The 24,742-nt window shown below is 66.6% G+C and carries 22 protein-coding genes and 1 riboswitch; of the genes, 18 read left to right on the top strand and 4 right to left on the bottom strand.

Annotated elements, in window-relative coordinates:
- Nucleotides 1–268: 268 nt before the first annotated feature.
- On the top strand, nt 269–3,853 hold the full coding sequence (smc, locus tag ACRB8A_RS11315) for a chromosome segregation protein SMC (RefSeq protein ID WP_197273629.1): 3,585 nt from the start codon (nt 269–271) through the stop codon (nt 3,851–3,853).
- An 81-nt stretch (nt 3,854–3,934) separates the two neighbouring features.
- The gene (ftsY, locus tag ACRB8A_RS11310; protein WP_050687996.1) at nt 3,935–5,137 is read left to right on the top strand and encodes a signal recognition particle-docking protein FtsY; all 1,203 of its coding nucleotides are present in this window, start codon (nt 3,935–3,937) and stop codon (nt 5,135–5,137) included.
- A gap of 119 nt (nt 5,138–5,256) precedes the next feature.
- Here ftsY and ACRB8A_RS11305 read toward each other — a convergent pair whose 3' ends face one another.
- The gene (locus ACRB8A_RS11305; RefSeq protein WP_157370966.1) at nt 5,257–6,954 is read right to left on the bottom strand and encodes a hypothetical protein; all 1,698 of its coding nucleotides are present in this window, start codon (nt 6,952–6,954) and stop codon (nt 5,257–5,259) included.
- A 65-nt stretch (nt 6,955–7,019) separates the two neighbouring features.
- Entirely contained in the window at nt 7,020–8,273 is a 1,254-nt protein-coding gene (locus tag ACRB8A_RS11300; RefSeq protein ID WP_050687075.1) for an MFS transporter, read from the bottom strand.
- Between the two features lie 226 nt (nt 8,274–8,499).
- On the opposite strand from ACRB8A_RS11300, the gene ACRB8A_RS11295 reads away from it, so the two are divergent.
- On the top strand, nt 8,500–9,834 hold the full coding sequence (locus ACRB8A_RS11295) for an ammonium transporter (protein WP_050687076.1): 1,335 nt from the start codon (nt 8,500–8,502) through the stop codon (nt 9,832–9,834).
- On the top strand, nt 9,831–10,169 hold the full coding sequence (locus tag ACRB8A_RS11290; RefSeq protein WP_050687078.1) for a P-II family nitrogen regulator: 339 nt from the start codon (nt 9,831–9,833) through the stop codon (nt 10,167–10,169). Before ACRB8A_RS11295 ends, ACRB8A_RS11290 begins: the two co-directional genes overlap by 4 nt.
- A gap of 97 nt (nt 10,170–10,266) precedes the next feature.
- Here ACRB8A_RS11290 and ACRB8A_RS11285 read toward each other — a convergent pair whose 3' ends face one another.
- Nucleotides 10,267–11,670: a glucose-6-phosphate dehydrogenase gene (locus ACRB8A_RS11285; RefSeq protein ID WP_050687080.1), complete on the bottom strand. Its 1,404-nt coding sequence runs from the start codon at nt 11,668–11,670 to the stop codon at nt 10,267–10,269.
- 84 nt (nt 11,671–11,754) lie between these two features.
- Between ACRB8A_RS11285 and ffh the strand changes: the two genes are divergently transcribed.
- A complete protein-coding gene (gene ffh / locus ACRB8A_RS11280) occupies nt 11,755–13,338 on the top strand; it encodes a signal recognition particle protein (protein WP_050687082.1) in 1,584 nt (527 codons plus the stop codon).
- A 95-nt stretch (nt 13,339–13,433) separates the two neighbouring features.
- Nucleotides 13,434–14,168: an alpha/beta fold hydrolase gene (locus tag ACRB8A_RS11275; RefSeq protein WP_050687084.1), complete on the top strand. Its 735-nt coding sequence runs from the start codon at nt 13,434–13,436 to the stop codon at nt 14,166–14,168.
- Nucleotides 14,169–14,189: 21 nt separating this feature from the next.
- On the opposite strand, the gene thiC is transcribed toward ACRB8A_RS11275, so the two are convergent.
- Complete coding sequence (gene thiC, locus ACRB8A_RS11270; RefSeq protein WP_432244720.1) at nt 14,190–16,007, bottom strand: phosphomethylpyrimidine synthase ThiC; 1,818 nt, start codon at nt 16,005–16,007, stop codon at nt 14,190–14,192.
- Nucleotides 16,002–16,109: riboswitch (TPP riboswitch) on the bottom strand. (Overlaps the previous gene by 6 nt.)
- A 151-nt stretch (nt 16,110–16,260) precedes the next feature.
- Between thiC and ACRB8A_RS11265 the strand changes: the two genes are divergently transcribed.
- From ACRB8A_RS11265 to ACRB8A_RS11210, 12 genes are all read left to right on the top strand, one after another.
- Nucleotides 16,261–17,343 (top strand): amidohydrolase family protein, encoded by a 1,083-nt coding sequence (locus ACRB8A_RS11265; RefSeq protein WP_050687088.1) that lies wholly within the window; start codon nt 16,261–16,263, stop codon nt 17,341–17,343.
- A gap of 92 nt (nt 17,344–17,435) precedes the next feature.
- A complete protein-coding gene (locus ACRB8A_RS11260) occupies nt 17,436–18,311 on the top strand; it encodes a VOC family protein (RefSeq protein WP_432244719.1) in 876 nt (291 codons plus the stop codon).
- 103 nt (nt 18,312–18,414) lie between these two features.
- Nucleotides 18,415–18,855: a hypothetical protein gene (locus ACRB8A_RS11255; RefSeq protein WP_050687091.1), complete on the top strand. Its 441-nt coding sequence runs from the start codon at nt 18,415–18,417 to the stop codon at nt 18,853–18,855.
- Nucleotides 18,856–19,059: 204 nt separating this feature from the next.
- Nucleotides 19,060–19,476, top strand: coding sequence for a 30S ribosomal protein S16 (gene rpsP / locus ACRB8A_RS11250; RefSeq protein WP_050687150.1), 417 nt, complete (start codon nt 19,060–19,062; stop codon nt 19,474–19,476).
- A 1-nt stretch (nt 19,477) separates the two neighbouring features.
- Complete coding sequence (locus ACRB8A_RS11245) at nt 19,478–19,720, top strand: RNA-binding protein (RefSeq protein ID WP_050687093.1); 243 nt, start codon at nt 19,478–19,480, stop codon at nt 19,718–19,720.
- A gap of 104 nt (nt 19,721–19,824) precedes the next feature.
- Nucleotides 19,825–20,376 (top strand): ribosome maturation factor RimM, encoded by a 552-nt coding sequence (rimM, locus tag ACRB8A_RS11240; RefSeq protein ID WP_050687096.1) that lies wholly within the window; start codon nt 19,825–19,827, stop codon nt 20,374–20,376.
- Nucleotides 20,377–21,180, top strand: a complete 804-nt coding sequence (gene trmD, locus ACRB8A_RS11235; protein WP_050687098.1) for a tRNA (guanosine(37)-N1)-methyltransferase TrmD — start codon at nt 20,377–20,379, stop codon at nt 21,178–21,180.
- Nucleotides 21,181–21,429: 249 nt separating this feature from the next.
- Nucleotides 21,430–21,789, top strand: a complete 360-nt coding sequence (gene rplS, locus ACRB8A_RS11230; protein ID WP_050687100.1) for a 50S ribosomal protein L19 — start codon at nt 21,430–21,432, stop codon at nt 21,787–21,789.
- Between the two features lie 86 nt (nt 21,790–21,875).
- Nucleotides 21,876–22,553 carry a signal peptidase I gene (gene lepB / locus ACRB8A_RS11225; protein ID WP_432244718.1) on the top strand — a complete coding sequence of 226 codons (678 nt, stop codon included), beginning with the start codon at nt 21,876–21,878 and terminating at the stop codon, nt 22,551–22,553.
- A complete protein-coding gene (gene lepB, locus ACRB8A_RS11220; protein ID WP_050687104.1) occupies nt 22,554–23,453 on the top strand; it encodes a signal peptidase I in 900 nt (299 codons plus the stop codon).
- Nucleotides 23,454–23,455: 2 nt separating this feature from the next.
- Nucleotides 23,456–24,283 (top strand): ribonuclease HII, encoded by an 828-nt coding sequence (locus tag ACRB8A_RS11215; RefSeq protein ID WP_432244717.1) that lies wholly within the window; start codon nt 23,456–23,458, stop codon nt 24,281–24,283.
- Nucleotides 24,284–24,334: 51 nt separating this feature from the next.
- Nucleotides 24,335–24,661: a DUF2469 domain-containing protein gene (locus ACRB8A_RS11210; protein ID WP_050687107.1), complete on the top strand. Its 327-nt coding sequence runs from the start codon at nt 24,335–24,337 to the stop codon at nt 24,659–24,661.
- Nucleotides 24,662–24,742 lie beyond the last annotated feature (81 nt).

Below are 24,742 nucleotides of genomic sequence, written 5' to 3'. Positions count from 1 at the left end.
CCATCCGCGCAGTCTGCACCTGCGAAGGATCCAGCCATGAGTGGAACCGGTCCGAGGACCCGGGTGAGACCACCTGGCCAAGCGGTTTCTAGCAACCTGTGATCGTGAGCCTATGCCCGCCGAAAAAGCCGGGCAAGGCAGTTTGCGGATGTGGGCCGCGATCCCGCAAAAGTGTGTGGAAGTCCGCAGGTCCACCCACTGTCGGTGGAAGCAAGTAGATTTAAGGCCGGTAAGCGACAGCACCACCAGCCAGGAGACCAGAAACACCTTGCACCTCAAAAGCCTGACCGTCCGGGGGTTCAAGTCTTTCGCGTCCGCCACCACCTTCGACTTTGAACCGGGCGTCACCGCCGTGGTGGGTCCGAACGGGTCCGGCAAATCCAATGTGGTGGACGCCCTTGCCTGGGTGATGGGGGAGCAGGGGGCCAAAACACTCCGCGGCGGGAAGATGGAAGACGTCATCTTTGCGGGCACCTCCGGCCGGCCGCCGCTGGGCCGTGCCCACGTATCGCTGACCATCGACAACGCAGACGGCGCCTTGCCCATTGAATACAGCGAAGTCACCATTTCGAGGACACTCTTCCGGACCGGCGGATCCGAGTACGCCATCAACGGTGCCGGCTGCCGGCTGCTGGACATCCAGGAACTGCTCTCCGATTCGGGCCTGGGCCGGGAAATGCACGTCATCGTGGGGCAGGGGCAACTCGACAGGGTCCTGCACGCCACCCCCGAGGACCGGCGGGGCTTCATTGAGGAAGCCGCCGGCATCCTGAAGCACCGCCGCCGCAAGGAACGGACGGTGCGCAAGCTTGAGGCCATGCAGGCCAACCTGCAGCGGCTCTCGGACCTCACCGGCGAGATCCGCCGCCAGCTGACGCCCCTGGGAAAGCAGGCGGAAGTGGCCCGCCGGGCACAACGGGTCCAGTTCGACGTCCGGGACGCCCGGGCCCGGCTTTTGGCTGACGACCTCGTGTCACTGCAGCGGGCCCTTGACCGGGAGGTCGCCGATGAGGCTGCGCTGAAAACCCGGCGCGCCGCCGTTGGGCAGGCGCTTGAACAAGGCCGCCGTGAGCAGGCCGTTATGGAACAGTTGGCAGCTGAGGCCACGCCGCAGCTGAACGCCGCCCGGGATACCTGGTACCGGCTGTCCGCAGCCAGGGAACGGCTCCGCTCACTCGGGTCACTTGCGCAGGAACGCAGCCGCCTGCTCGGGTCGGATGAGGCCCCGCCAACCGGCCGCGACCCCGAACATCTGGAGCAGCAGGCCGCCCGGGTCCAGGCCGAAGCCGCGGGCCTGGGCGTTACCGTCCAGGGCCTGCGCACCACCTTGGCCGCCGCCACCGCGCAAAAAGCCGAAGCGGAGCAGGCAGCGCTCACCGAGGATAAACGTCTTGCGGCCGAACTCCGCGCGGCCGCAGACCGGCGCGAAGGCCTGGCCCGGCTCGCCGGTCAGGTTGCCGCAGCCCGTTCGCGGGTGGAGTCCGCCCAGGCCGAACTGGGCCGGCTGCGGGAGTCCCTGTCCGCCGGCTCAGGCCGCCGCGCCAAGGCCCAGGCCGAATTCACTGCCCTGGAAAACCAGGTGGCGGGCGTCGAAGAGGGAGAGGAATCCCTGGACGCCGATTACGAGGAGGCGTCGGCCGCTCTTGACGGCGTGACGGAAGACATCGCCGGCCTCAAACTGGAGGTCAATGAAGGGATCCGCCGCCGCGACGCACTGGCCGCCAGGCTGGATGCCCTCAGGCTTGGCCTGGAACGCAAGGACGGCGCCCGCCATGCAGTACAGGCCGGAGTGGCCGGCGTACTGGGCACCCTCGCCGGCGAACTCACGGTGCAGGCAGGCTTCGAGACAGCCATTGCCGCTGCGCTGGGGGACGCCTCTGAGGCTGTCCTGGTCCAGGACCCGGGGGCCGCAGCTGCTGTCCTGGAACTGCTGAAGTCGGACGACGCCGGGCGGGCGGCGCTGCTGCTGGGCTCTGCCGGGGTATCGGGCACCGCGCCCCAGCGGGACGTGGACCTGCCGCCTGGCGCCCAATGGGCTTCCGGCCTGGTGGCCGGTGCCGGTGGACACCTCCCGGCGGTGCGGCACCTGCTCGCCGGGACCGCCGTCGTCAACGACATCACGGAAGCGGCTGCCCTGGTGGCACGGAGCCCGGAGACAGTTGCCGTGACGTTGGCCGGCGATGTTTTTACGGCCGTCTCCGCGACCGGCGGTTCGGCGAAGGCGCCGTCACTGCTCGAAGTCCAGGCCGCAGTGGCCGACGCCGAAACCCAACTTGCCGGGGTAAGCGCGGGGCTGGAGCGGAGCAGGTTTGCCCTGGCCGGCGCCGAGGGCCGCCAGTCCGAAGCCAAACAGCGGGCAGATGCGGCCCTGGACAAGCTGCACGACTCCGACGCCCGCCTGGCTGCCGTGGCCGAACGGCTTGGCCACCTGAATTCGGTGCTGCGCAGCGCCGTGGGAGAGGATGAACGCCTCCAGGCGTCCCTGCTGCGGGCGGAAGCCAACGTGGTGGCGGAGGAGGAAGCGCTGGCGGGGATCGCCGCGAGGCTGGCAGCAGCGCAGGAGGTCCCCGCCGACGAGGAACCGTCCACTGACCAGCGGGACCGGCTGGCGCTTGCTGCCACAGCGGCCCGTGCCGCAGAGGTGGAAGCCAGGCTCTCGCTGCGCAGTTCCGAAGAACAGCTCACCGCTACCCGCAACCGGGCCGTGTCCCTCGAACGGGCGGCCGCCACTGAGCGCCGGGCAAGGGAGGAAGCGGCGGAGCGTGCCCGTCGCCGGCGCCTGCAGGCACGGCGTGCGTCGGCGGTTTCGGCAGCGGTTGAGGTGGCCAACCGGTTCGTGGACATTTCCGTGGACCTGGCGGCGCACGGACGGGACCTTGCCGAACAGAACCGCGAACGGCGGGACCAGGGGCTGGTGGAAATCCGGGCCGCCAACGATGCCCTGGCCCGGGAGCACGCCGACCTTACCGATACCGCGCACCGGGACGAATTGGCCCGGACCCAGCAGCGCGCCCGGATTGAAGCCCTGGAAACCAGGTCCATCGACGAACTGGGCATCACCCCGGAGGCGCTGGTGGCAGAGTTCGGGCCGGAGCTCCCCGTTCCCGTTGCGGCGGGGGAGAGCCAGGACAAGTGGGCGGCCCTGCGCACTGAAGTTGACCAGGACGGGGCCGCTGTTGTCGAAGGAATACCCTACGTGCGGGAGGAACAGCAGAAACGGCTCCGCAAGGCCGAGCGGGACCTGGCCAGCCTGGGTAAGGTCAACCCGCTGGCCCTTGAGGAGTTCGCGGCACTGGAGGAACGGCACCAGTTCCTCGCCAGCCAGCTGGAGGACCTCAAAGCCAGCCGGAAGGACCTGCTGGACATCATCAAGGAAGTTGACGACAGGGTCCAGCGCGTTTTCACGGAGGCGTTCGAGGACACCCAGGCCCAGTTCGTCCGCGTGTTCGACAGACTTTTCCCCGGCGGTGAAGGCCGGCTGGTCCTGACCGACCCCACCGACATGCTCACCACCGGCATCGAGGTTGAAGCGCGGCCGGCCGGTAAAAAAATCAAGCGGCTCTCGCTGCTGTCGGGCGGCGAACGTTCACTCACCGCCGTCGCGCTCCTGGTAGCCATCTTCAAGGCCAGGCCTTCCCCCTTCTATGTTATGGACGAGGTGGAAGCCGCCCTTGACGACACAAACCTGGGCCGGCTGATCACCATTTTCGAGGAGCTCCGCGAGTCCAGCCAACTGATCGTGATCACGCACCAGAAGCGGACCATGGAAGTGGCCGATGCCCTTTACGGGGTGACGATGCGCGGCGACGGCGTCTCCACCGTCATCAGCCAACGGATGGGCGCCGACACCTGACGTATGGCGGGGCAGGTCACCGTGCCCGGACAGCCCCGGGCAGCCCCGGGCAGCCGGTGCAATTATGAGAAGCTAGGGGATGTGAATGACATCCTTCCTATTGTTTTGTCCATTGTTGCTGCCCTGGCGGTCATCGGCGGGCTGATCCCGGTTTTCCTCAAGACCCGAAGGAACATCACCCAGTATCCGGGGCAACGCGACGCCAACGACCCTGAGGTGCGGCCGGGGGGCAGCACCCTGGAGGAGGACCGGCCCGCCGGCGCAGAACCTGCGGCCCCTTCCGCAGTTGACATGGCAGGCCTGGACACCACCGTCCCGGACGACGCCGCCGGCCTGGAAACCATCCGCGTGGAGACTCCACTGCCGGTGGCCGGCCGCCTGACGCGGCTGCGCGAACGCTTGGTCCGCTCCAACAACATCATGGGCAAGGGCCTGCTGGCCCTGCTCTCCAGCGATAAAATCGACGAAAACGTCTGGGACGAGGTCGAGGAAACGCTGCTTCTGGCGGACCTGGGCACCGAACCGACAATGCAACTGGTTGACGCACTCCGCGAGCGGGTGAAGGTGTTGGGCACCCGCACCCCGGAGGACGTTAAAGCGCTGCTCCGTGAAGAGCTCATCAAGCTGGTTGACCCCACCATGGACAGGACCCTGAACGTCCAGCGGCACGCGGACAAGCCCGCCGTTGTGATGGTGGTGGGCGTCAACGGCGTCGGCAAGACCACCACGGTGGGCAAGCTTGCCCGGGTTCTGGTCGCCGAGGACAAGGACGTGCTGCTGGGTGCGGCGGATACTTTCCGCGCGGCCGCAGCTGAACAGCTTGCCACGTGGGGCTCCCGGGTTGGCGTACCGACGGTAAAGTCCGACGTCGACGGTGCAGACCCGGCCTCTGTTGCCTACGAGGCGGTGAAGGCCGGCATCGACCAGGAAGTCGACGTGGTGATGATCGACACCGCGGGCCGGCTGCAGAACAAAGTGGGCCTCATGGACGAGCTCAGCAAGGTCAAGCGCGTGGTGGAGAAACTGGCTGAAGTGGACGAGGTGCTCCTGGTCCTGGACGCCACCACCGGCCAGAACGGCTTGAACCAGGCCCGCGTCTTCGCCGAAGTTGTGAACATCACCGGCATTGTCCTGACCAAACTGGACGGCACCGCCAAGGGCGGCATCGTCGTCGCCATCCAGCGGGCCCTGGGCGTTCCGGTGAAGCTGATCGGCCTGGGTGAAGGTGCCGATGACCTGGCGCCCTTCGAAACCGAAAGCTTTGTGGACGCACTGCTCAACTGACGGGCCGGCCAGCCGGCGCGTCCGGTTCAAGCCCCGGCACCCCGCACCACAACAAAGCCCTGCTTCCGGTTCCGGAAGCAGGGCTTTGTTGTGGTGCCCCCGGGAGGGCCGGCTCGATCTCAGTAAGTGAAGTTCAGCACCGTGGCGGTGCCGGCCGTCAGCTGGAACGTCTGGGTTTTCTCGCCGTAGGCAAAGCCGGGCACGGTGGGCCGCGAGGCCACAGGCACCGAAGCCTCAAGCGCGCCGTCAATCTTGGTTTCGCCTTCGGCGGAGTAGGACGGTCCGGTCATCTGGGTCATGGTTCCGGTCAGCGCCTTGCCCGGCAGTTCCAGCTTTACGCTGGTCTGCGCAGCCTGCGTCGGATCATTCTCGTTGACGATGACCACGCTGGTGCTGCCGTCAGCGTTCTGTAGGGCGTACCCGTAGGCCAGGCCGCCGCCGGTGGTTTCCAGCTTCAGGAACTCACCGCCAGTCAGGTCCGCCGCGACGGACATGCCGAAGAACGGGGACCGCTCAAACACGGTGCCATCCGGCTTCAGGTAGGCGCCGCCGGAGCAGAGCGGCGACAAGGGGGGCCCGCCCTTGCAGGTCAAAAGGGAGCTGTGGAAGCCGAGCCGCTGGATGCCGTTCTGGGCGGACGCGAGGATGTAGTCAACGCTCCAGAGCGCGGACGCATGCGTCCGGCTGGTGGGGTTGGCGCCATCGCAGGCCGAGATTCCGGTTTCCGGGATCCACACCGGCAGGCCTGCCGGACCGGCAATCTCCAGCGCCGCCTTCTGGTAGGCGAGCGTGCGGTCATGCATCTGGCGCGTCATGAGGTTCGCCATGGTCGGCGCACTTTGCGGGTCCTTCGCATCACAACTGGTCAGCGGGTAGTGATGCAGCGACAGGATCTTCTTCTGCTGCGTGGTCGTTTTTACGAACGGTTCCCACCAGGACTCGGCGTAAGCGCCCGGTCCCAGCAACGGAACCTGGGGTGCCACGGCAAAAATGGCGTCGGCGTATTCCTTCAGCTCAGCCAAATAGTCGTCGCGGTCCCATCCTGACGGCCGCACGCCGCTGGTGGGGAAACCGTTCGGTTCGTTCCCTACGGTGACGCTGACCAGCCGGGCTTTGAAGATATCTGCGGCGTACTTCATCATGTCCGCTGCCCGGGGTGGGTCGAAGTGGCCCAGGTCCACAGTCAGGCTGATGGTTGCATCGGTCGCCTCGAGGAGCGTGTTGACGCGTTCGAAATCCGCCGGAGTAACAGCCCGGACCGGGCGGGGCTTGTCACCGGTCAGGTTCCCCGGGATGGGCTCGCCCGTGGACGTCCAGTACATCCGCCTGTCCACGGAACTGCCGCCAAAGCGGAGATGGGGTTTTTTGAGGCCGGAAAGGAGCGCCACCATTTCGGCGTTGTCGCCGCGCAAATTAGTGTCCGCCAGGTCGGTGGCTTCCAGCGAAAGGCCCACGATGCCCTCCGGCATGGACGTTCCGGTTTTGTCGGCAGAGACCTTCAGGGTCATGGCGTCAACGGCGGTCAGCGGCGAACCGGCCGGCGGACCGGCCTGGTTGTAATACGTGACAGGCGGCGCGGGCGGCAACGACTTCGTCGCTGTGGCTGTGGCTGTGGCCGTCGGTTCGCTGGTGGGCTGCGAGGTGGCTGCGGGGGTACCGCCGCCATTCTGGAGGAGCGGCAGGACGAAGATGATCAGGGCGATCACCACAACGGCGGCGACCAGGGCCAGCGGCCACCATTTCCGGGAGCCGGGCCTGGTGTCCCGGCGGGCCGGGCCGGGCGGATGTTCGGGTGGCAAGGGATCAGAAGAAGGCATGCGCAGGTTACTCCAACGTTTGGGTGTGTTACCGCATAGCCTAGCGAATGACGCTTCCCCTGCTGCTATTGGGCAGGCCCGGCTGGACGCCGGACGAGGGTTTCCGGGGTGGCGGTCCAGGCCGCCGCGGCCAGGAGCAGGATGCCGCCGGTGATGCCGAACGCCCATCCGTACCCCAGTTTGTCCGCCAGGATGCCTGCCAGGACAGGACCGGCGATCGCGCCGATGTCCGCCGTCATCTGGTAGGCGGCCAGGACCCTGCCGCCGGAGCGGCCGTTGCCGATCACGTCCGCCAGCGCTGCCTGTTGGGCCGGTCCCAGCAGGCCGGAGCCGATCCCCGCCACCGCCGACGCCGCCAGGAACCAGCCCAACCCGGACGTGAGCCCGATTCCAGCGGTCGAAAGCCCGGCCACCAGCAAGCCGGCGACCATCATGGGCCTGCGCCCCAGGGAGTCTGCCAGCCGGCCGGAAAACGTCAGCGCAGCGGCGTTTCCGGCAGCGAAGACGGCCAGCGCCAGACCCGCCGATTCCGGCCCGGCCCCCAGCGCGGCCACTGCAAACAAGGGAACTGTTGCCATGCGGACGCCGAAGGTAGCCCAGCCGTTGGCGAAACTGGACAGCAGCGCCGATCGGTAGGCGGGGATCCGGAGGCCCTCGGAGAAGAGCATCGCAGGGATGGCGGGGCCGCCGTCGTCCGCTGACCTCCGTTGATGGCTGAGCTGGGTCTGGACCACAACGGCGGCCAGCACCAAAGCGGCGGCGTAGGCAAGGAACGGGACCCGCAACCCGAAGCCGGCCAGCAGCCCGCCCACGATGGGTCCTGCCACGTTGCCAATGAGGAACGCCGAGGCGTAGGCCCCGGAGACGCGTCCCCGGCTCTCGGGCGGCGCCAACCGGATCACCAGGGCCATGGAGGCTACCGTAAACATCACCGACCCCACGCCGCCCAAGCCACGGAACACCAGCAACTGCCAGTAGTCCTGGGCGAAGGCGCAGGCCGCGGTGGAGGCCGCCACGATGAGCAGCCCGCCCACGTACACGGGACGCTCACCCAGCCGGGCGATCAGCACCCCGCCGGCAGGCGCAAACACCAGGCGCATAAACGCGAAGATGCTCACAATGACGGCCGCCGCTGTTGCCCCCACGTCGAAGGTTGTGGCGAACTGCGGCAATACCGGCGCAACAAGCCCGAATCCGAGGGCAATCAGGAACGCGGCGGCAAGCATCACCTTGATGTCCCGCGGCAGGCGCTCGCGTGGCGGCCGGAGCCGGGCCAAAATCCGTGCAGTGGCGCCGCCGGTGCGCGGTGTTGCGGTCATGATGCGTGATTCCTTGCCGGGTGGGACGCCGGGATCCGGCGAAAGTGCAGAAACATAACCGTAACAAGGCGGATATGCACCATTTACTTCCTAGAGGTTGTTGTAACAGGCCCGCAATCTAAATCCTCCGCGAGCGAAACACGGCGCCGACACACTCGTTACAGGACGCAAACGGCGTTGGCAGGCGGAGAACTCCGCAAGATTCGAGTGAGAGAGGACGTGCACCATGGAACTTACCGCAGGTCACGTATGGGTCATGGTGTCTGCAGCGCTAGTGCTGCTGATGACACCGGGCTTGGCATTCTTCTACGGCGGCATGACACGCGCCAAAGCAGCACTGAACATGATGATGATGAGCTTCATCTCCATCGGCATGGTGGGCGTTGTCTGGATTCTCTGGGGCTACTCCATGTCCTCCGGCGATGGCTTCCTCCAGATGGTGGGCAACCCCTTCGCCAAGTTCGGATTGGAAGGCATTGACACCCCTGACGGCCTCATCGCCGTTGGCTTCGGCGCCACCTTCGCCATCATCACCGTCGCGCTCATCAGCGGTGCGATCGCCGACCGCGCCAAGTTCGGCGCCTGGACCGTGTTCGTCCCCGTCTGGGTCACCCTGGTGTACTGCCCCCTGGCCTACATGGTGTGGGGCGGTGGCCTCTTCAGCACGGAGGGTGCCGTTGGTGCAGCGCTCGGGGAAGCCATCGACTTCGCCGGCGGCACCGTGGTGCACATCAACGCCGGCGTCGCGGCACTGATCCTCGTCTTCATCGTGGGCAACCGCAAGGGGTTCGGTAAGGACCCCAACCACCGCCCGCACAACATCCCGTTTGTGATGCTCGGCGCGGCCATCCTGTGGTTCGGCTGGTTCGGCTTCAACGGCGGCGCGGCCACCACCGCAGAGCAGGGCGGCCTCATCTGGATCAACACGCTGGCAGCACCCGCAGCGGCAATGCTCGGCTGGCTCGTCACCGAACGCATCCGCGACGGCCACCCTACGTCCCTCGGTGCCGCATCAGGCGTCGTCGCAGGCCTCGTGGCCATCACCCCGGCCTGCGCCAACGTCAGCCCCGTGGCCGCCCTCGGCCTCGGCGTGGTGGCCGGTGTGGCCTCCGCCCTGGCGGTCGGCCTGAAGTTCAGGTGGGGCTTCGATGACTCGCTCGACGTCGTCGGTGTGCACCTCGTCTCCGGCATCATCGGCACCGTGGCACTGGGCTTCATCGCCCTCCCCGAAGAAGGCGTGGGCGGCGGCCTCTTCTACGGCGGCGGCATGACCCAGATGTGGGCCCAGCTCGCAGCAGCCGGCATCGCCATCGCCTACTCAGCGGTGATGACCACCATCATCGCCCTGGCAATCCACAAGACCATGGGCTTCCGGGTCTCGCAGGAACAGGAATCGGTGGGTGTGGACCTCAGCCTGCACGCCGAGACCGCCTACGAGTTCGGTGTTGGCGGACACGGCGGCAGCTTCTCCCCGCTCCACGACATGATCACCGGCAAGTCCCAGCCCGAAGCGGCTGGCAGGAATGAAGCAGCAACAGGCAAGGAAAGCGTGGGGGCATGAAACTGATCACTGCAATCGTCAGGCCGGAAAAGCTCGAAGCAATCCGGGAGGGACTGGAATCCTACGGGGTCCAGGGCCTGACGGTCAGCGCAGCCAGCGGTTACGGCCGGCAGCGTGGCTATACGGAGGTTTACCGCGGCGCTGAGTACAACGTGGATCTCCTGCCCAAGATCCGGGTGGAGGTGCTGGCCACCGATGAGCAGGCGGATGACATCCTCGACGTGATCATCGCCAGTTCCAACACCGGCCGGGCCGGAGACGGCAAGGTCTGGACCATGGACGTCTTTGAGGCAGTCCGGGTCCGCACCGGGGAGCGCGGCGTGGCCGCGATCTAGCACTGGCAGCGAAGCAATAAGGAAGGGCAGGGAACCGGTCAGGTTCCCTGCCCTTCCTGCGTTGCCGGGGTGAACGGCCCCCGGGCCCGGCAGCGGCCTACCTGGCCCCGGCGGCTCCGGACCAGGACGCGGGGCCTTCCGATCCGGCGTCGTACTCATCCAGCGGCACCTCGCCGTCCTGCCACGCCTGCAGCACCGGTTCAACAATGCGCCAGCAGTCCTCCGCGGTGTCGCCGCGGACGGACAGCAGCGGATCCCCGGTAAGCACACCTTCCAGGACTTCGCCGTAGGGGAGCAGGTCGGCGCCGCTCAGTTCGGCCTCCAAGGTGGTCCGCGTCAACGTGAAGAGGTCCCCTGGCCCATCCACGTCGACGTCGAACTGCAGCGTGTCCGGCCCGAACCCGATCCGGAGTTGGTTGGGGGAGTCAACACCGCTGAAGCCCTTGGGCAGGTGCGGGACGGGCCGGAACGTCACCACCGCCTCCTTGCGTTTGGCGCCCAGCGCCTTCCCTGACCGCAGGATGAAGGGCACACCCTTCCAGCGCCAGTTATCGATGCCGACCTGGACTTCGGCAAGGGTTTCGGTCCCGCGGGAGGCATCCACGCCTTCTTCGGCGGCATAGTCCGGGACGTCCTTCCCGCCAACCGTGCCGGCGGTGTACCGCGCCCGGCGGGTGGACCGGTTGAATGGTCCGTTGACGCTGCTGGCGCGCAGCACCCCGGCGATGGCGTCGCGGAGGTCCCGCTCGTGGATGCTGGCAGGCGGCTCGATGGCCATCAGCGCCATGATCTGCAGGAGGTGGCTCTGGATCATGTCCCGCAGCGCTCCGGCGCCGTCGTAATAGCGGGCGCGGCCTTCCAGGGCCAGGTCCTCGTCGAAGATGATCTCCACCTTCTCGATGTGCTCCCGGTTCCATACCGGCTCCAGGAAATTGTTGGCGAACCGCAGGCCCAGAATGTTCAGCACCGTGGCTTTGCCCAGGAAATGGTCCACCCGGTGGATGTGGTCCTCCGGCACCAGCCGGGCCAGGGTCCGGTTCAGCTCCCGGGCAGACTCGGCACCGGCCCCGAAGGGCTTTTCCATCACCAGCCGGGTGCCGGCGGGAACCTCCTCCGGCCGGAGGACCCCGCACGCCAGCTGGCTGATCTTCGGCGGCAGGGCGAAGTACACCGCGACCGGGCCATCGAGTGTCCGCAGCAGCGAGGCCAGCCCGTCTTCCGCCGTGACATCCAGCTGGTGGTAGCTGCTGGCGGCGGCCAGGGACTTCAGGGCCGCCGCGCCGTCGGCGCCGGCCTCTGCACCTTCAGCGGCGAACGACGCCTGCAGCCGCTCCTGCCACTGCGCGGCTGTCCACGGATCGGAGCCTGCACCCACCAGGGTCAGGCCATCGGCGCGGCCGCGCACCACCAGGCTGGCCAGGCCCGGCAGCAGGAGCCGCCCGGTCAGGTCGCCGGAGGCGCCAAGGATGAGCAGGGTCCGTACAGTTGTTTGGCTCGTCATTTTGCCAGCATGCCATCATGCGGGCCCGACTTGGTACCCTAGATAGTCGAGTCCCGATCATCCACTGAAAGAAGTTCACGGCGCGTGTTCAATTCACTCTCTGACCGGTTGACAGCAACCTTCAAGAATCTTCGTGGCAAGGGCCGCCTGACTGAGGCTGATGTTGATGCCACAGTCCGCGAGATCCGCCGCGCCCTCCTGGATGCCGACGTCGCTGTATCCGTGGTCCGTGAATTCACCGGCCGGGTACGCGAACGCGCCCTGGGCGCCGAGGTCGCAGCCGCGCTGAACCCCAGCCAGCAGATCGTCAAGATCGTGAACGAGGAACTGGTGGAGATCCTCGGCGGCGAAACCCGCCGGATCCGCCTGGCCAAAAACGGCCCAACCGTCATCATGCTGGCCGGCCTGCAGGGCGCCGGTAAGACCACCCTGGCCGGCAAGCTCTCCAAGTGGCTGAAGGCCCAGGGCCACAGCCCCATCCTGGTGGCCTGTGACCTGCAGCGGCCCAACGCCGTCACCCAGCTCCAGGTGGTGGGCAAGCGAGCCAACGTGCCGGTGTTCGCACCGCACCCGGGTGCCACCTACACCGAGCTCGACCACCCGGCAGGCGATCCTGTTGAGGTTGCCCGGGCCGGTGTCGAGGAAGCCCGCCAGAAGCTGCACGACGTGGTGATTGTGGACACCGCCGGCCGCTTGGGCGTGGATACGGACATGATGGAGCAGGCGCGCCAGATCCGCCGGGCCATCGTCCCCAATGAAGTCCTCTTTGTCATTGACTCCATGATCGGCCAGGATGCCGTGAACACGGCGCTCGCCTTTGATGAAGGCGTCAACTTCACCGGCATTGTGCTGTCCAAGCTCGACGGCGACGCCCGCGGCGGTGCCGCCCTGTCCGTCGCGTCGGTCACCGGCAAGCCCGTGATGTTTGCGTCCACCGGCGAAGGCCTCGACGACTTCGAACTGTTCCACCCCGACCGGATGGCTTCGCGCATCCTGGACATGGGTGATGTGCTCACGCTCATCGAGCAGGCCGAAAAAAACTGGGACAAGGACGAAGCAGCCCGGATGGCGAAGAAATTCGCCGATCAGGAAGACTTCACCCTGGACGACTTCCTCGCCCAGATGCAGCAGATCCGCAACATGGGCTCCATGAAGAAAATGCTCATGATGATGCCGGGTGCGCAAAACATCCGCCAGCAGCTCGAGCAGTTCGACGAGCGCGAGATCGACCGCGTCGAAGCAATCGTCCGGTCCATGACGCCGCACGAGCGCGTGGCCCCCAAGATCATCAACGGCTCCCGCCGGGCCCGCATCGCCCGCGGTTCCGGTGTCCACGTTTCCGAGGTCAACGGCCTGCTGGAGCGTTTCGCCCAGGCGCAGAAGATGATGAAAAAAATGGCCCAGGGCGGCATGCCGGGAATGCCCGGGATGCCTGGCATGCCCGGCGCCGGTGGCGGTGCCCGCAAGAACGCCAAGAACGCGCCCAAGAAGAAAGCCAAGTCCGGCAACCCGGCCAAGGCGGCCCAGGAGCTCAAGGACGCGGCAGCCCGGCGCGCAGCAGGCCCCAAGGCGCTGCCCACCGGGGCTGCCTTCGGCCAGCAGCAGGGGGACTTCGATCCCTCGCAGCTCAACCTGCCCAAGGGCTTCGACAAGTTCCTCGGGAAGTAGCCCAACCAAGTAGCGCCAAGTGCCGTTCTGAACACTCAGGACGACACTTGGCGCTACCCGGTTGGGATGTCGGTACCGTCGAATAGGGTTGGGACATGGTCAAGCAACGGGTGGTGTTCGTGCACGGCGAGGGAAGCTTCGGCGCGGCCGCCTGGCCCCGGCAACACGGCATGGCGCTCACGTACGACGCCTTGTTCCTGCGCCGGCACGGCTACGATCCCGTCGCTGAACCAGTGGAGTCCTCCTTCGGGGCGGACACAGCGGTGATCCTTGAGGCACTGGCCGACGACGGCCGGGGAACCGCCGGCGGGCACGTTGTGGCGCATTCACAAGGGGCAGTGGCGGCCATGATGGCCGCCGTCGAACGGCCGGACCTGGTCCACTCCCTCACGCTGGTGGAGCCGGCCTGCCTGTCGCTGACAGCGGGCCTGCCTGCCACCGCCGCCCACATCAGGCTGATGCAGCCGCTTTTTGATGCCCGGCACCAGCTCAGCGACGAAGACTTCCAGCGTGGGTTTGTCCGCCGCGTGTACGCCACGGACCTCCAGGAGCCCACCTCGCTGGAGGAGAAGCGGTCCGCCCGGCGGCTACGGCTGCAGGTACCCGCGTGGGAAGCGCCGCTGCACATTGTTCCGGGTGTGCCCACCCTGGTGCTGACCGGAGGCTGGGAACCACTGTATGAGGAAATCGCCGGCTACCTCCGGGAAACCGGCGCCCTGCACCGCATTGCTGCGGGCGGGCACCGGCCCCAGGACTCCCCGGACGGCGACCACGCCATCCGGGGATTCATCAGCGACGTCAGCCGTGGAGTGCAGGCCAAAGCATCCTGACCGGCCGCCGGCAGAAGCTGCCTAGCTTCCTGCCGGCATCACCGGCTCCGGCAGGTAAACCTTTCCGCCGGAAGCGAGGAACTCGTTGCTTTTTTCCCGCATGCCGGTGGCCATCTCCGCCAGCGCGGCCTGCGCTTCCGCGGAGCCGTATTCGTCCCGGATGTCCTGGCTGATCCGCATGGAGCAGAACTTGGGCCCGCACATGGAGCAGAAATGCGCTGTTTTGGCCGGTTCCGCGGGCAGGGTCTCGTCGTGGAAGGCCTCCGCCGTGACGGGGTCCAGTGACAGGGCGAACTGGTCCCGCCACCGGAACTCGAACCGTGCCTTGGACAGGGCATCGTCGCGTTCATGCGCTCCCGGCTGGCCTTTCGCCAGGTCAGCGGCGTGTGCGGCAATCTTGTAAGTGATCACGCCCGTTTTGACGTCATCCCGGTTGGGCAGGCCCAGATGCTCCTTCGGTGTGACGTAGCAGAGCATGGCCGTGCCGTACCGGGCGATCTCCGTGGCGCCGATCGCTGAAGTGATGTGGTCATAACCCGGAGCGACATCCGTGACCAGCGGTCCCAGGGTGTAGAAGGGGGCGCCCTTGCACAGCTCCTGCTGGCGTTCCACGTTCTCCCGCACCAGGTGGAAGGGCACGTGGCCCGGGCCTTCAACCATCACCTGCACGTCGTATTCCCAGGCCCGCTGGGTGAGCTCGGCCAGCGTGTCCAGTTCGGCGAACTGGGCGGCGTCGTTGGCGTCGGCAGTGGCACCCGGCCGGAGGCCGTCACCGAGGGAAAACGCGACGTCGTACCGCGCGAATATTTCGCACAGCTCGTCAAAGTGCGTGTAGAGGAAGTTCTCCTGGTGGTGCGCAAGGCACCAGCCGGCCATGATGGAACCACCGCGGGACACGATGCCGGTGACGCGGTTGGCGGTGAGCGGCACGTAGCGGAGCAGGACGCCGGCATGCACCGTCATGTAGTCCACGCCCTGCTCGCATTGCTCAATCACCGTGTCCCGGAAGATCTCCCAGGTCAGGGCGTTGGCTTCGCCGTTGACCTTCTCCAACGCCTGGTAGATGGGCACGGTCCCGATCGGGACCGGGGAGTTCCTGATGATCCACTCCCTCGTGGTGTGGATGTCATCGCCGGTGGACAGGTCCATCACGGTGTCGGCGCCCCACTGGGTGGCCCACTGGAGTTTGTCCACCTCATCGGCGATCGAGCTGGTCACCGCGGAATTGCCGATATTGGCATTGATTTTCACCAGGAACGCCTTGCCGATGATCATCGGCTCGGACTCGGGGTGGTTGATGTTGTTCGGGAGGATGGCGCGGCCGGCGGCGAGTTCGCTGCGCACCAGTTCAACGTCGCAATTTTCGCGCAGGGCCACAAACCGCATTTCCCGGGTGACGATGCCGTTCCGGGCATAATGCATCTGCGTGACGTTCCGCCCGCCGACGGCGCGGCGGGGCACCGGATGCGCACCCTTCCACTCCGCGGAAGCCGCTCCGCGGCGCACCGCGGACCGGCCGTCGTCGAGCAGGTTCCGTTCCCTGCCGCCGTACTCCTCTGTGTCCCCGCGTGCCGCGATCCACTCCGTCCGGAACGGCGCCAGGCCCAGGACCGGATCACTTCCAGGGCCCGCAGTCCGGTAGGTCCGGAACGGGGAGTTTGCGGTACCTCCGGGGGAGGGCTCCAGCGCAATTTCCGTCACCGGAACCCTGATCCCGGCGGCCTGGTCTTCGAGGTAGGCCAGCGAGTGCGAGGCCAACGAACGGGTCTCCGCCCCCGTGCCGTCCCCGGTCGCAGGCAGATTTTGGGCAGGGTTGAACGGTGTTTTGGATGTATTCAAGGAATACTCACTTCCTTCGCCGGCATTACCCGGACAGGTTCGACGGTCGCAGGCTGCGTCAGCCCGATCTCAGCCCCTGCAGGGGCACCCGTGTGGTCACCAAGAAGCTACCACAAGCCCCGGCCGGGGGTTGTGTCACACTGCGGTGCTAGCCTGCATGCGTGACCACTAGCCCACATAAGGCCCAGGACGGGCCGCCACAAAAACCGTTTCCGGGCCCCCGGCGGCCGTCCGCTTTTCAAGGTGCGCGACAGTGACCCAGGTACTGGAGTTCAGCGGCCCGGTCCTCACCGGACCGGATACCGTGCGGCACGGCATGTGGTCGGTGGACGGCGTGCTGACGTTCAACCGGCCGCGGCAGGCACCCGGGAAAACCCTCGACGGGTGGGTCCTTCCCGGTTTTGTGGACGCGCACTGCCATCTGGGCCTGGGGCCGGGTGGCGCCGTGGGCCGGGAAGAAGCAGAGCAGCAGGCCCGCACGGACCGGGACGCCGGCACCCTCCTGGTCAGGGATGCGGGCGCACCGCTGGATACCCGCTGGCTGCAGTCAGGACGGGAGTTCCCGGTGCTTATCCGGGCCGGCAGGCACGTGGCCCGCACGCGGCGGTACCTGCGGGGATTCGCCGAGGAAGTGGAGCCGGCTGACCTGGTCCAGGCGGTGCGGAAGCAGGCGCGCGACGGCGACGGCTGGGTCAAGCTTGTGGGCGACTGGATTGACCGGGATGCCGGTGACCTCGCACCCTCCTTTCCTGCCGCCGTCGTCCGTGACGCCATCGCGGCGGCGCACGACGAAGGCGCCCGCGTTACCGCCCACTGTTTTGCAGCGGACACCCTGGACCAGATGCTGGACGGCGGCATCGACTGCATCGAACACGCCACCGGGCTGCAGCCACGGCACCTGCCGCGTTTCGCTGAACAGGGGGTACCCATCGTGCCCACCCTCATCAACATCGCCACCTTTCCTGACATCGCGGCCAGGGCGGAAGCGAAGTTCCCGCGCTACGCCGCACATATGCGCTCACTGTGGGAGCGGCGGGCGGAGCGGGTGCTGGAAGCCTTCGAGTCCGGGGTGCGGATTTTCGCGGGCACCGACGCCGGCAGCGTTATCCGGCACGGCCGGATCACGGACGAGATCCTTGCCCTGCATGGAGCCGGCCTGCCCATGGCCGCAGCACTCGATGCGGCCTGCTGGGCGGCCCGGGACTGGCTGGAAGCGGAAGGCATCCGCGAAGGGGAGCGGGCCGACGTCGTCCTGTGCGCAGGGGACCCGCGCCTCAACCCTCTGGACATCACCCGGCTTTCGCACGTGGTGCTTGGCGGGGAGTTGATTCGCTGAAGCCCTCGCACCTCGCTTGGAATAAATTGAAGCTTCAAGTAATTTTAAGAGTGAAGGCCCCCGCACCGAGGGCCCAGCACCAGGAGCACCCAATGACCGCAGCAGCCAGCAGCAGTGACCTTCTTCCCGCCGACCTCACCATGGGCACCGTGATGCTCAAGGTAGGCGACATGAAGGTCATGACCGATTACTACCAGCGCGCGCTCGGCCTGGAGGTGGTGGCCGAGCAGGACGGTGGACTGTACCTGGGCCGGCTGCAGAAGCCGCTGGTTCACCTTGCCCCAGCCCCCGGCCTGAACCTGCCCGGCAGGGGAGAGGCGGGACTCTTCCACACCGCCCTGCTCTTCGAGGACCAGTCGGCGCTGGCCGCTACGGTGGCCTCCGCCGCCCGGTTTGAGCCCCGGTACTTCACCGGCAGCGCCGACCACCTGGTCAGTGAGGCCTTCTACTTCTATGACCCCGAGGGCAACGGCATTGAGCTGTACTGGGACCGGCCGCGGAGCAACTGGTCCTGGAACGGCACCGATGTGGTGATGGACAGCCTGGCCCTTCCCCCGCAGCGCTACCTGGATACGCACCTCACCGAGGAATCCGTGGCAGGCCAGCAGGCCACCGGCGCCGGAGTGGGCCACGTCCACCTCCAGGTGGGCGATGTGCAGTCCGCCCATGACTTCTACGTCGGTGTCCTCGGCTTCGAAAAGACCGCCGGCTGGCACGGCCAGGCGCTCTTTGTCTCCGCCGGCCGCTACCACCACCACATGGCCATGAACGTCTGGAACAGCCGCGGCGCAGGACCCCGCAAGGACACCCTGGGCCTCGGCGAGGTACTGATCCAGGTACCGGCCGGGGACGACGTCGGATCCCTCGCCGACCGCCTCAAGGTGGCCGGCATCGCCGCCCACCACACCGGCGCCGAACTGCGCTTCGAGGATCCGTGGAAGAACAGCATTCGCGTCGCCGCAGCCTGAAGCCCGCGGCGGTGGCCGTGCACTAGGCTGAAACCGAAGGGCCGGGGCTGCGGTACCGCCGCGCCGGGAGGCCGCACCGTCAACGAAAACGAGGGACATTTCCATGGGCTTCACCGAGATCTTCGTGGCCACCCATGACGCAGCGCTGAAACATGCCGGCGTCCTGGATGCAGGCAGCAGCGCACCGGCCGCGAAGGCGGTGCGGATCACGGGAATCAGCGACTTCGAAGTGGAACAGCTCGGTGACCTCGCCGGCACAGCCGTCCACGCCGGCGGTGCCGACTACGAACTGACTATGGTGGACGTTTCCAGCGACTCGCTGCTGGCGGTCCCGCCCGCCATGGTCCGGGCGCTGGCAGACCTGCTCACCTACGAAACCGAGGGTGACGGCGAGGTCCTCGACGACGTTTCCGGGCAGTGGGCCGCCCAGGACGACATGCCGTTCGACGCCGCGAAGGCCAAGGAATACGTGCAGCAGGTCGCCGAACTCGCCGGCTCTGTGGATGACTCCGAGCGCACCGGCCTTTACGTCTGGTCCGCCTGAGCCTTCCGCCGCGGTTCCCCCGGCCTGAGGTCGGGGTGTCAAGTCGAAATCCGGACGCTGATCTGGCACAATGGACAGGTACTCGATCCGCGTGGCCCCTCTCTCCGCGTCCGGATCCTGTCCTTTGAACCTTCAAGTATGGCCCGCCCCACGGGTGCAGAACGATTGCTTCGCCCCTTTTCTGAAACAGGAGTGACCACAAAAGTGGCCGTAAAGATTCGCCTTAAGCGCTTTGGCAAAATGCGCGCACCGTACTACCGCATCGTCGTCGCCGATTCACGCACCAAGCGTGATGGCCGCGCCATCGAAGAAATCGGCAAGTACCACCCCACCGAAGAGCCCTCATACATCGAGGTTGACTCCGAGCGTGCACAGTACTGGCTCTCCGTCGGCGCCCAGCCGTCCGAGCAGGTTGCCGCCATCCTGAAGATCACCGGTGACTGGCAGAAGTACAAGGGCCTGCCGGGCCAGGAAGGCACCCTGAAGACGAAAGCTCCCAAGGAAGCCTTTGTTGCCCCGGAGAAGAAGTCCGTGATCATCCCGGAAGCCATCACCAAGAAGGCAGCCAAGTCTGACGCAGCCGAGGCGCCGGCCGAAGCAGAGACCACCGAGGCTGAGTAGATTGCTGGCAGACGCGCTCGAACACCTGGTCCGCGGAATCGTTGATTCCCCGGACGACGTCAAGGTCAGCTCCAAGAACAACCGCCGCGGGGACACCCTCGAGGTGCGGGTTCATCAGGAAGACCTCGGCCGGGTGATCGGCCGTCAAGGCCGCACGGCACGCGCCCTGCGCACCGTTGTGGCTGCCTTGGCCGGTGGCGAGCCGGTACGGGTCGACGTCGTCGATACCGACCGCCGCCGCTGAACGCCACGCAATTTCAGCTTTACCTCCGGCCCCTCCACCCCTGGTGGAGGGGCCGGAGTGCTTTGACCCCACATCCAGTATTTCAATCCCGAACAGAGGAACACATGCAGCTCCAGGTGGCGCGTATCGGCAAACCCCACGGCATCCGCGGGGAAGTCACGGTCCAGGTCCTGACGGATGTTCCCGGCGACCGCTTTGCCCCCGGCACCGAGTTCGTGGTTGAACCGGCCTCCGCCGGCCCGCTGACGGTTATCAGCGCACGCTGGAACAAGGACATCCTCCTGCTGGCCTTCGACGAGGTGGCCGACCGGAACCAGGCGGAAACCCTGCGGGGCGCCAAACTGTTCATCGAAACGGAGGAACTCGACGACGATGACGACGACGAGGGCTGGTACGAGCACGAACTCGTCGGGCTCGAGGCCCGGGTTGCCGGTCGCGTGGTCGGAAAAATCGCCGCGCTGAACACCATGCCGGTCCAGGACCTCCTGATGGTCACCACCCCCGACGGAACCGAAATCCTCGTTCCTTTTGTGGAGCAGATCGTGCCCGAGGTCAACGTCGCCGGCGGCTACATCGTCATCACCCCGCCGGACGGACTTTTCGAAGTCAACACGGACGACGCCGGCGCCCCCGAAGGCCCGGAAGGCACCGCCTAGATGCGCGTCGACGTCGTCAGCATCTTTCCCGACTACCTGGCGCCCCTTGAACTGTCGCTGATCGGCAAGGCGCGCCAGGACGGGCTGCTGGACCTGGTGGTCCACGACCTCCGGACCTTCACCACCGACAAGCACCGTTCCGTGGACGACACGCCCTACGGCGGCGGCGCCGGAATGGTGATGAAGCCTGAGCCGTGGGCCGAGGCGCTGGCCGCGGTCGCGGGAATGCACCCCCAGGACGGTGGGAAGCCGGTCCTGATCGTCCCCTCGCCTGCCGGCGAGCGGTTCACGCAGGCGCTGGCTTATGAACTGGCCGAGGAAAAGCACCTCGCTTTTGCGTGCGGGCGCTATGAGGGCATCGACGAGCGGGTCATTGAATGGGCCCATGAGCACTTCACTGTCCGGCCCGTCAGCCTGGGTGACTACGTCCTCAACGGCGGCGAGGTAGCGGTCCTGGCCATGGTGGAGGCCATTGGCCGGCTGCTTCCCGGGGTGGTGGGAAATCCGGAATCACTCGTCGAGGAGTCCCACTCAGACGGGCTGTTGGAGTACCCCGTCTACACCAAGCCGTCCGTGTGGCGCGACCGTGAGGTCCCTGCGGTCCTGCTGAGCGGCAACCACGGCAAAATTGCGCAGTGGCGGCGCCACGAGCAGTACCGCCGGACGGCCGCCCGCCGCCCGGACCTGATGGACTCATTCGTTGCCGTCAACCTGCCGCGGGCGGACCGGAACGAGCTGTACAACCTGGGCTACGAGGTTGTGGACGGCGCCCTGGTGCGCCGCCCGGACGCGCAGCGGGACTGAACCTTCCGCGTCCTGGCCGGGTTGATTGGCTGTAAGCGCCGCGCTGTGGCAAAATTAGTCCTTGTGTCTGCTGGGTCCGCGCCTGCTACAGGGGGAGCGTTACCAACAGCCAAGACAACCGGCCCCTTCAATCAGTGACGGGGGCAGGACACTTACCTTTCGGCCGTGATTTCCGGTGCGCATCAGCGCCCGGGCCTGGCGGCCGTGACCCAAAGTGAATGACCTGTGGCGTTCACCAGGAGTGCAATCATGCATATTCTCGATTCCGTAGATGCAGCTTCGCTGCGCACCGATGTTCCCGCGTTCCGCGCAGGCGACAACCTCAAGGTGCACGTGAACATCATCGAAGGCAAGAACTCCCGTGTCCAGGTATTCCAGGGCTTCGTCCTGGGCCGCCAGGGTGACGGCGTCCGCGAGACCTTCACGGTCCGCAAGGTCTCCTTCGGCGTGGGCGTGGAGCGTACCTTCCCGGTGCACTCCCCGATCATCGACAAGATTGAGGTTGTCACCAAGGGTGACGTCCGCCGCGCCAAGCTGTACTACATGCGCGCACTGCGCGGCAAGGCTGCAAAGATCAAGGAAAAGCGCGACTTCAGCTCCGCCAAGTAGGTCCCTTCCGGACCTGCAAGGCCGGGCCGCAAGCCGTATCCGGCCAGCGCCGGAGCCCTCCAGCACCAGCGCCCAGGATACGGATTATGGACCACACAAAACGCCAGCCCCGCAAAAAGGGCTGGCGTTTTGCGTTCCTGGCGCTGGCACTGGCCGTGGTTGCCAGCGGCCTGGTGCGCTCGTTGTGGCTGGACGTCTACTACATTCCATCGGAATCCATGGAACCCCTGCTCCAGGGCGGGGACAGGATCCTGGTGTCCCGGGCCGGCTTCCGGGACGAACCCGTTCAGCGCGGCGACATTGTGGTTTTTGACGGCCGGGGTACGTTCGCCCCGCTCAACAGCGGAAAGGGTCCGCTTGGCGACGCGGCCTCCGCGGTGACGCAGTGGCTGGGCCTGACCGGCAGCGACACCACCTACGTCAAGCGCGTGATCGGAGTGCCGGGCGACCACGTGGTGTGCTGCGACGCGGCCGGACAGGTCACCGTCAACGGGGAGCCGCTGGCGGAGCCGTACATCTTTTCCGGCGACGCCCCGAGCACCCAGAAGTTCAATTCCGTGGTCCCGGAGGGCCGGCTCTGGCTGATGGGCGACCACCGGTCCCTGTCGGCGGATTCACGCAGCCTGCTGGGCGCCCCCGGCGGCGGCATGGTTCCGGTGGACCGGATCATCGGCCGGCCGGTCCAGATCATCTGGCCGCTTGATAGATTTGCAGCAGTAGCCCGGCCGCCTTTGGCCGGAACATCAACAGAGAACGGACAGTAGATGCCCGAGAACAACGCGCGGCCTTCAGAGCCGCGTCCGGACGGCGCATCGGACCTCCCGTCCGGCGAAGCAACCAACCCCGCGGCGGCTGACGGCGAAACGGGTCCCCGCGCTGCGGAAACCGGCGCTGATGCAGGTGCCGCGGATTCCGGTCATTCGGATTCCGGCGCTTCGGAAGCCGGTACGCCGGCCGTTCCCCAGGGCCGCCGCTCCGCGAAGGCCCAGCCCACCGGCAGTCCGGTTTTCGCCTGGCTGAAGGAAGTGGCCACCGTTGTGGTCATTGCCGTGGTCCTGTCCTTCCTGATCAAGACCTTCCTCTTCCGGGCCTTCTTCATCCCTTCCCCTTCCATGGTGGAAACCCTGGAAGTCGATGACCGCATCTTCGTCAATCTCCTGGTCCCTGAGCCGTTCGGCCTGAACAGGGGAGACGTTGTGGTGTTCCGTGACACCAAGGGCTGGCTGCCGGCCGCACCCGACAAGGCGCAGGGTCCGTTCACCTGGATCCAGGACGGGCTGGCCTTTGTGGGGCTCCTCCCGGACAACTCCGAGCAGCACCTGGTGAAGCGGGTCATCGGCCTTCCCGGCGACCACGTCACGTGCTGCGACGCGGACGGGAAGCTCACCATCAACGGCGCGGCCATCAACGAGACCTACATCAACCCGGCCGAGATCCCGCAGGTACGCAATTTCGACGTTGTGGTCCCCGAAGGGAAGATCTGGGTCATGGGCGACAACCGCAACCACTCGGCGGATTCCCGTGCCCACACGGACGCCGACGGCGGGTTCATCGACCTCGACGACCTCGAAGGCAAGGCCGCTGTCATCGCCTGGCCGCTGAACCGCATCACCGCGCTGGATAACTACCCGGACGTGTTCCGGGGCGTCCCGGCGGCAGGCTGAGCATGTCCACCCCCGTGGACGCAGCGGAAAACCAGGCAGCCGCTGCGCCTGTCAGGGCCGTCCGGAAAACCGCCAAGGCCGCCAAAACGCCGGTCCGGTCAAAAGCGCCCACGTTGCGCTTTGAGCGCACCTTCAAGGCTGAGGGCGTACGCTACCTGGCCGGCGTGGACGAAGTTGGCCGCGGCGCACTGGCCGGACCTGTGAGCGTTGGCATCGCCGTTGTCGACCTGGCGAAGCAAAAGCCACTGGCCGGTGTCCGGGACAGCAAACTGCTCAGCGTCAGTGAGAGGGAGCGGCTGGAGCCCCTGGTCCGCCGCTGGAGCGTGGCCTGCGCGGTGGGCCACGCCACGGCTGCAGAGATCGACGCTGTGGGGATCATCGCGGCCCTGCGGCTGGCAGGCACCCGGGCCTGGAACAGCGTGCTGGCCGGTGGCATCGTTCCGGACCTGGTGCTGCTCGACGGGAACCACAACTGGCTCTCGGCCCCCGCCCAGGAGTCCCTCTTCGATGGCCCCGTCCTGGCGGCAGCCTGTGAAGCGCCGGTCCGCACCCGGATCAAAGCCGATATGCAGTGCCTCAGTGTCGCGGCAGCCAGCGTCATCGCCAAAGTTGAGCGGGACCAGGCCATGCGCACCCTCCACGCCGGCTATCCGGACTACGGCTGGGACGTCAACAAAGGCTACGCCACGTCCCTGCACCGCGACGCGATCAGGGCCGCCGGGCCGTCGCCGCACCACCGCGTCAGCTGGCGGCTTCTGGGCGGTGAACTACAGGACGCGGGGCAGTTACCGGCCGGAGAAGCCGCGGACGGCCTTGGAGGGGATTACTGACGCGGCAGTGCCACGGCGCTGACGGCGCCGGTCATGGTGCAAGATGGATGCATGAGTGCTGAGGATCTTGAAAACTATGAGACTGACATGGAGCTGCAGCTCTACCGTGAATACCGCGATGTTGTCAGCCTGTTCAGCTACGTTGTCGAGACCGAACGGCGTTTTTACCTTGCCAACCACGTGGACCTGCAGGCGCGGAGCGCAGACGGGGAAGTCTACTTCGACCTGACGCTGCAGGACGCCTGGGTCTGGGACGTGTACAGGTCGGCGCGCTTTGTGAAAAGCGTCAGGGTTCTCACCTTCAAGGACGTCAATGTCGAGGAACTTCCCCGCAACGAGGAACTGGCGCTGCCCAAGGATGTTGACCTGGGGAACTAGCAGGGCCTTGCCCCTCTCTTTTCCTCCACAGCTGCTGTCCCGGCCCCCTTTGTCCACATACCTGATCCCTGTGGTTCCGGC

This window comes from Arthrobacter sp. G.S.26, from assembly GCF_050847375.1.
Lineage (GTDB): Bacteria > Actinomycetota > Actinomycetes > Actinomycetales > Micrococcaceae > Arthrobacter.
This window is presented reverse-complemented; position numbering and strand designations above follow the sequence as displayed.

Excerpts from the sequence above, each read along its gene's own strand:
- ACRB8A_RS11260 (WP_432244719.1), top strand. The coding sequence starts at position 17,436 with ATGACCGCAGCAGCCAGCAGCAGTGACCTTCTTCCCGCCGACCTCACC.
- ACRB8A_RS11290 (WP_050687078.1), top strand. The coding sequence starts at position 9,831 with ATGAAACTGATCACTGCAATCGTCAGGCCGGAAAAGCTCGAAGCAATC.
- lepB (WP_432244718.1), top strand. The coding sequence starts at position 21,876 with ATGGACCACACAAAACGCCAGCCCCGCAAAAAGGGCTGGCGTTTTGCG.
- ACRB8A_RS11285 (WP_050687080.1), bottom strand. The coding sequence starts at position 11,670 with ATGACGAGCCAAACAACTGTACGGACCCTGCTCATCCTTGGCGCCTCC.
- rimM (WP_050687096.1), top strand. The coding sequence starts at position 19,825 with ATGCAGCTCCAGGTGGCGCGTATCGGCAAACCCCACGGCATCCGCGGG.
- ACRB8A_RS11305 (WP_157370966.1), bottom strand. The coding sequence starts at position 6,954 with ATGCCTTCTTCTGATCCCTTGCCACCCGAACATCCGCCCGGCCCGGCC.
- ACRB8A_RS11295 (WP_050687076.1), top strand. The coding sequence starts at position 8,500 with ATGGAACTTACCGCAGGTCACGTATGGGTCATGGTGTCTGCAGCGCTA.
- ACRB8A_RS11300 (WP_050687075.1), bottom strand. The coding sequence starts at position 8,273 with ATGACCGCAACACCGCGCACCGGCGGCGCCACTGCACGGATTTTGGCC.
- ACRB8A_RS11210 (WP_050687107.1), top strand. The coding sequence starts at position 24,335 with ATGAGTGCTGAGGATCTTGAAAACTATGAGACTGACATGGAGCTGCAG.
- ACRB8A_RS11215 (WP_432244717.1), top strand. The coding sequence starts at position 23,456 with ATGTCCACCCCCGTGGACGCAGCGGAAAACCAGGCAGCCGCTGCGCCT.
- ACRB8A_RS11255 (WP_050687091.1), top strand. The coding sequence starts at position 18,415 with ATGGGCTTCACCGAGATCTTCGTGGCCACCCATGACGCAGCGCTGAAA.
- rplS (WP_050687100.1), top strand. The coding sequence starts at position 21,430 with ATGCATATTCTCGATTCCGTAGATGCAGCTTCGCTGCGCACCGATGTT.
- ACRB8A_RS11275 (WP_050687084.1), top strand. The coding sequence starts at position 13,434 with ATGGTCAAGCAACGGGTGGTGTTCGTGCACGGCGAGGGAAGCTTCGGC.
- trmD (WP_050687098.1), top strand. The coding sequence starts at position 20,377 with ATGCGCGTCGACGTCGTCAGCATCTTTCCCGACTACCTGGCGCCCCTT.
- lepB (WP_050687104.1), top strand. The coding sequence starts at position 22,554 with ATGCCCGAGAACAACGCGCGGCCTTCAGAGCCGCGTCCGGACGGCGCA.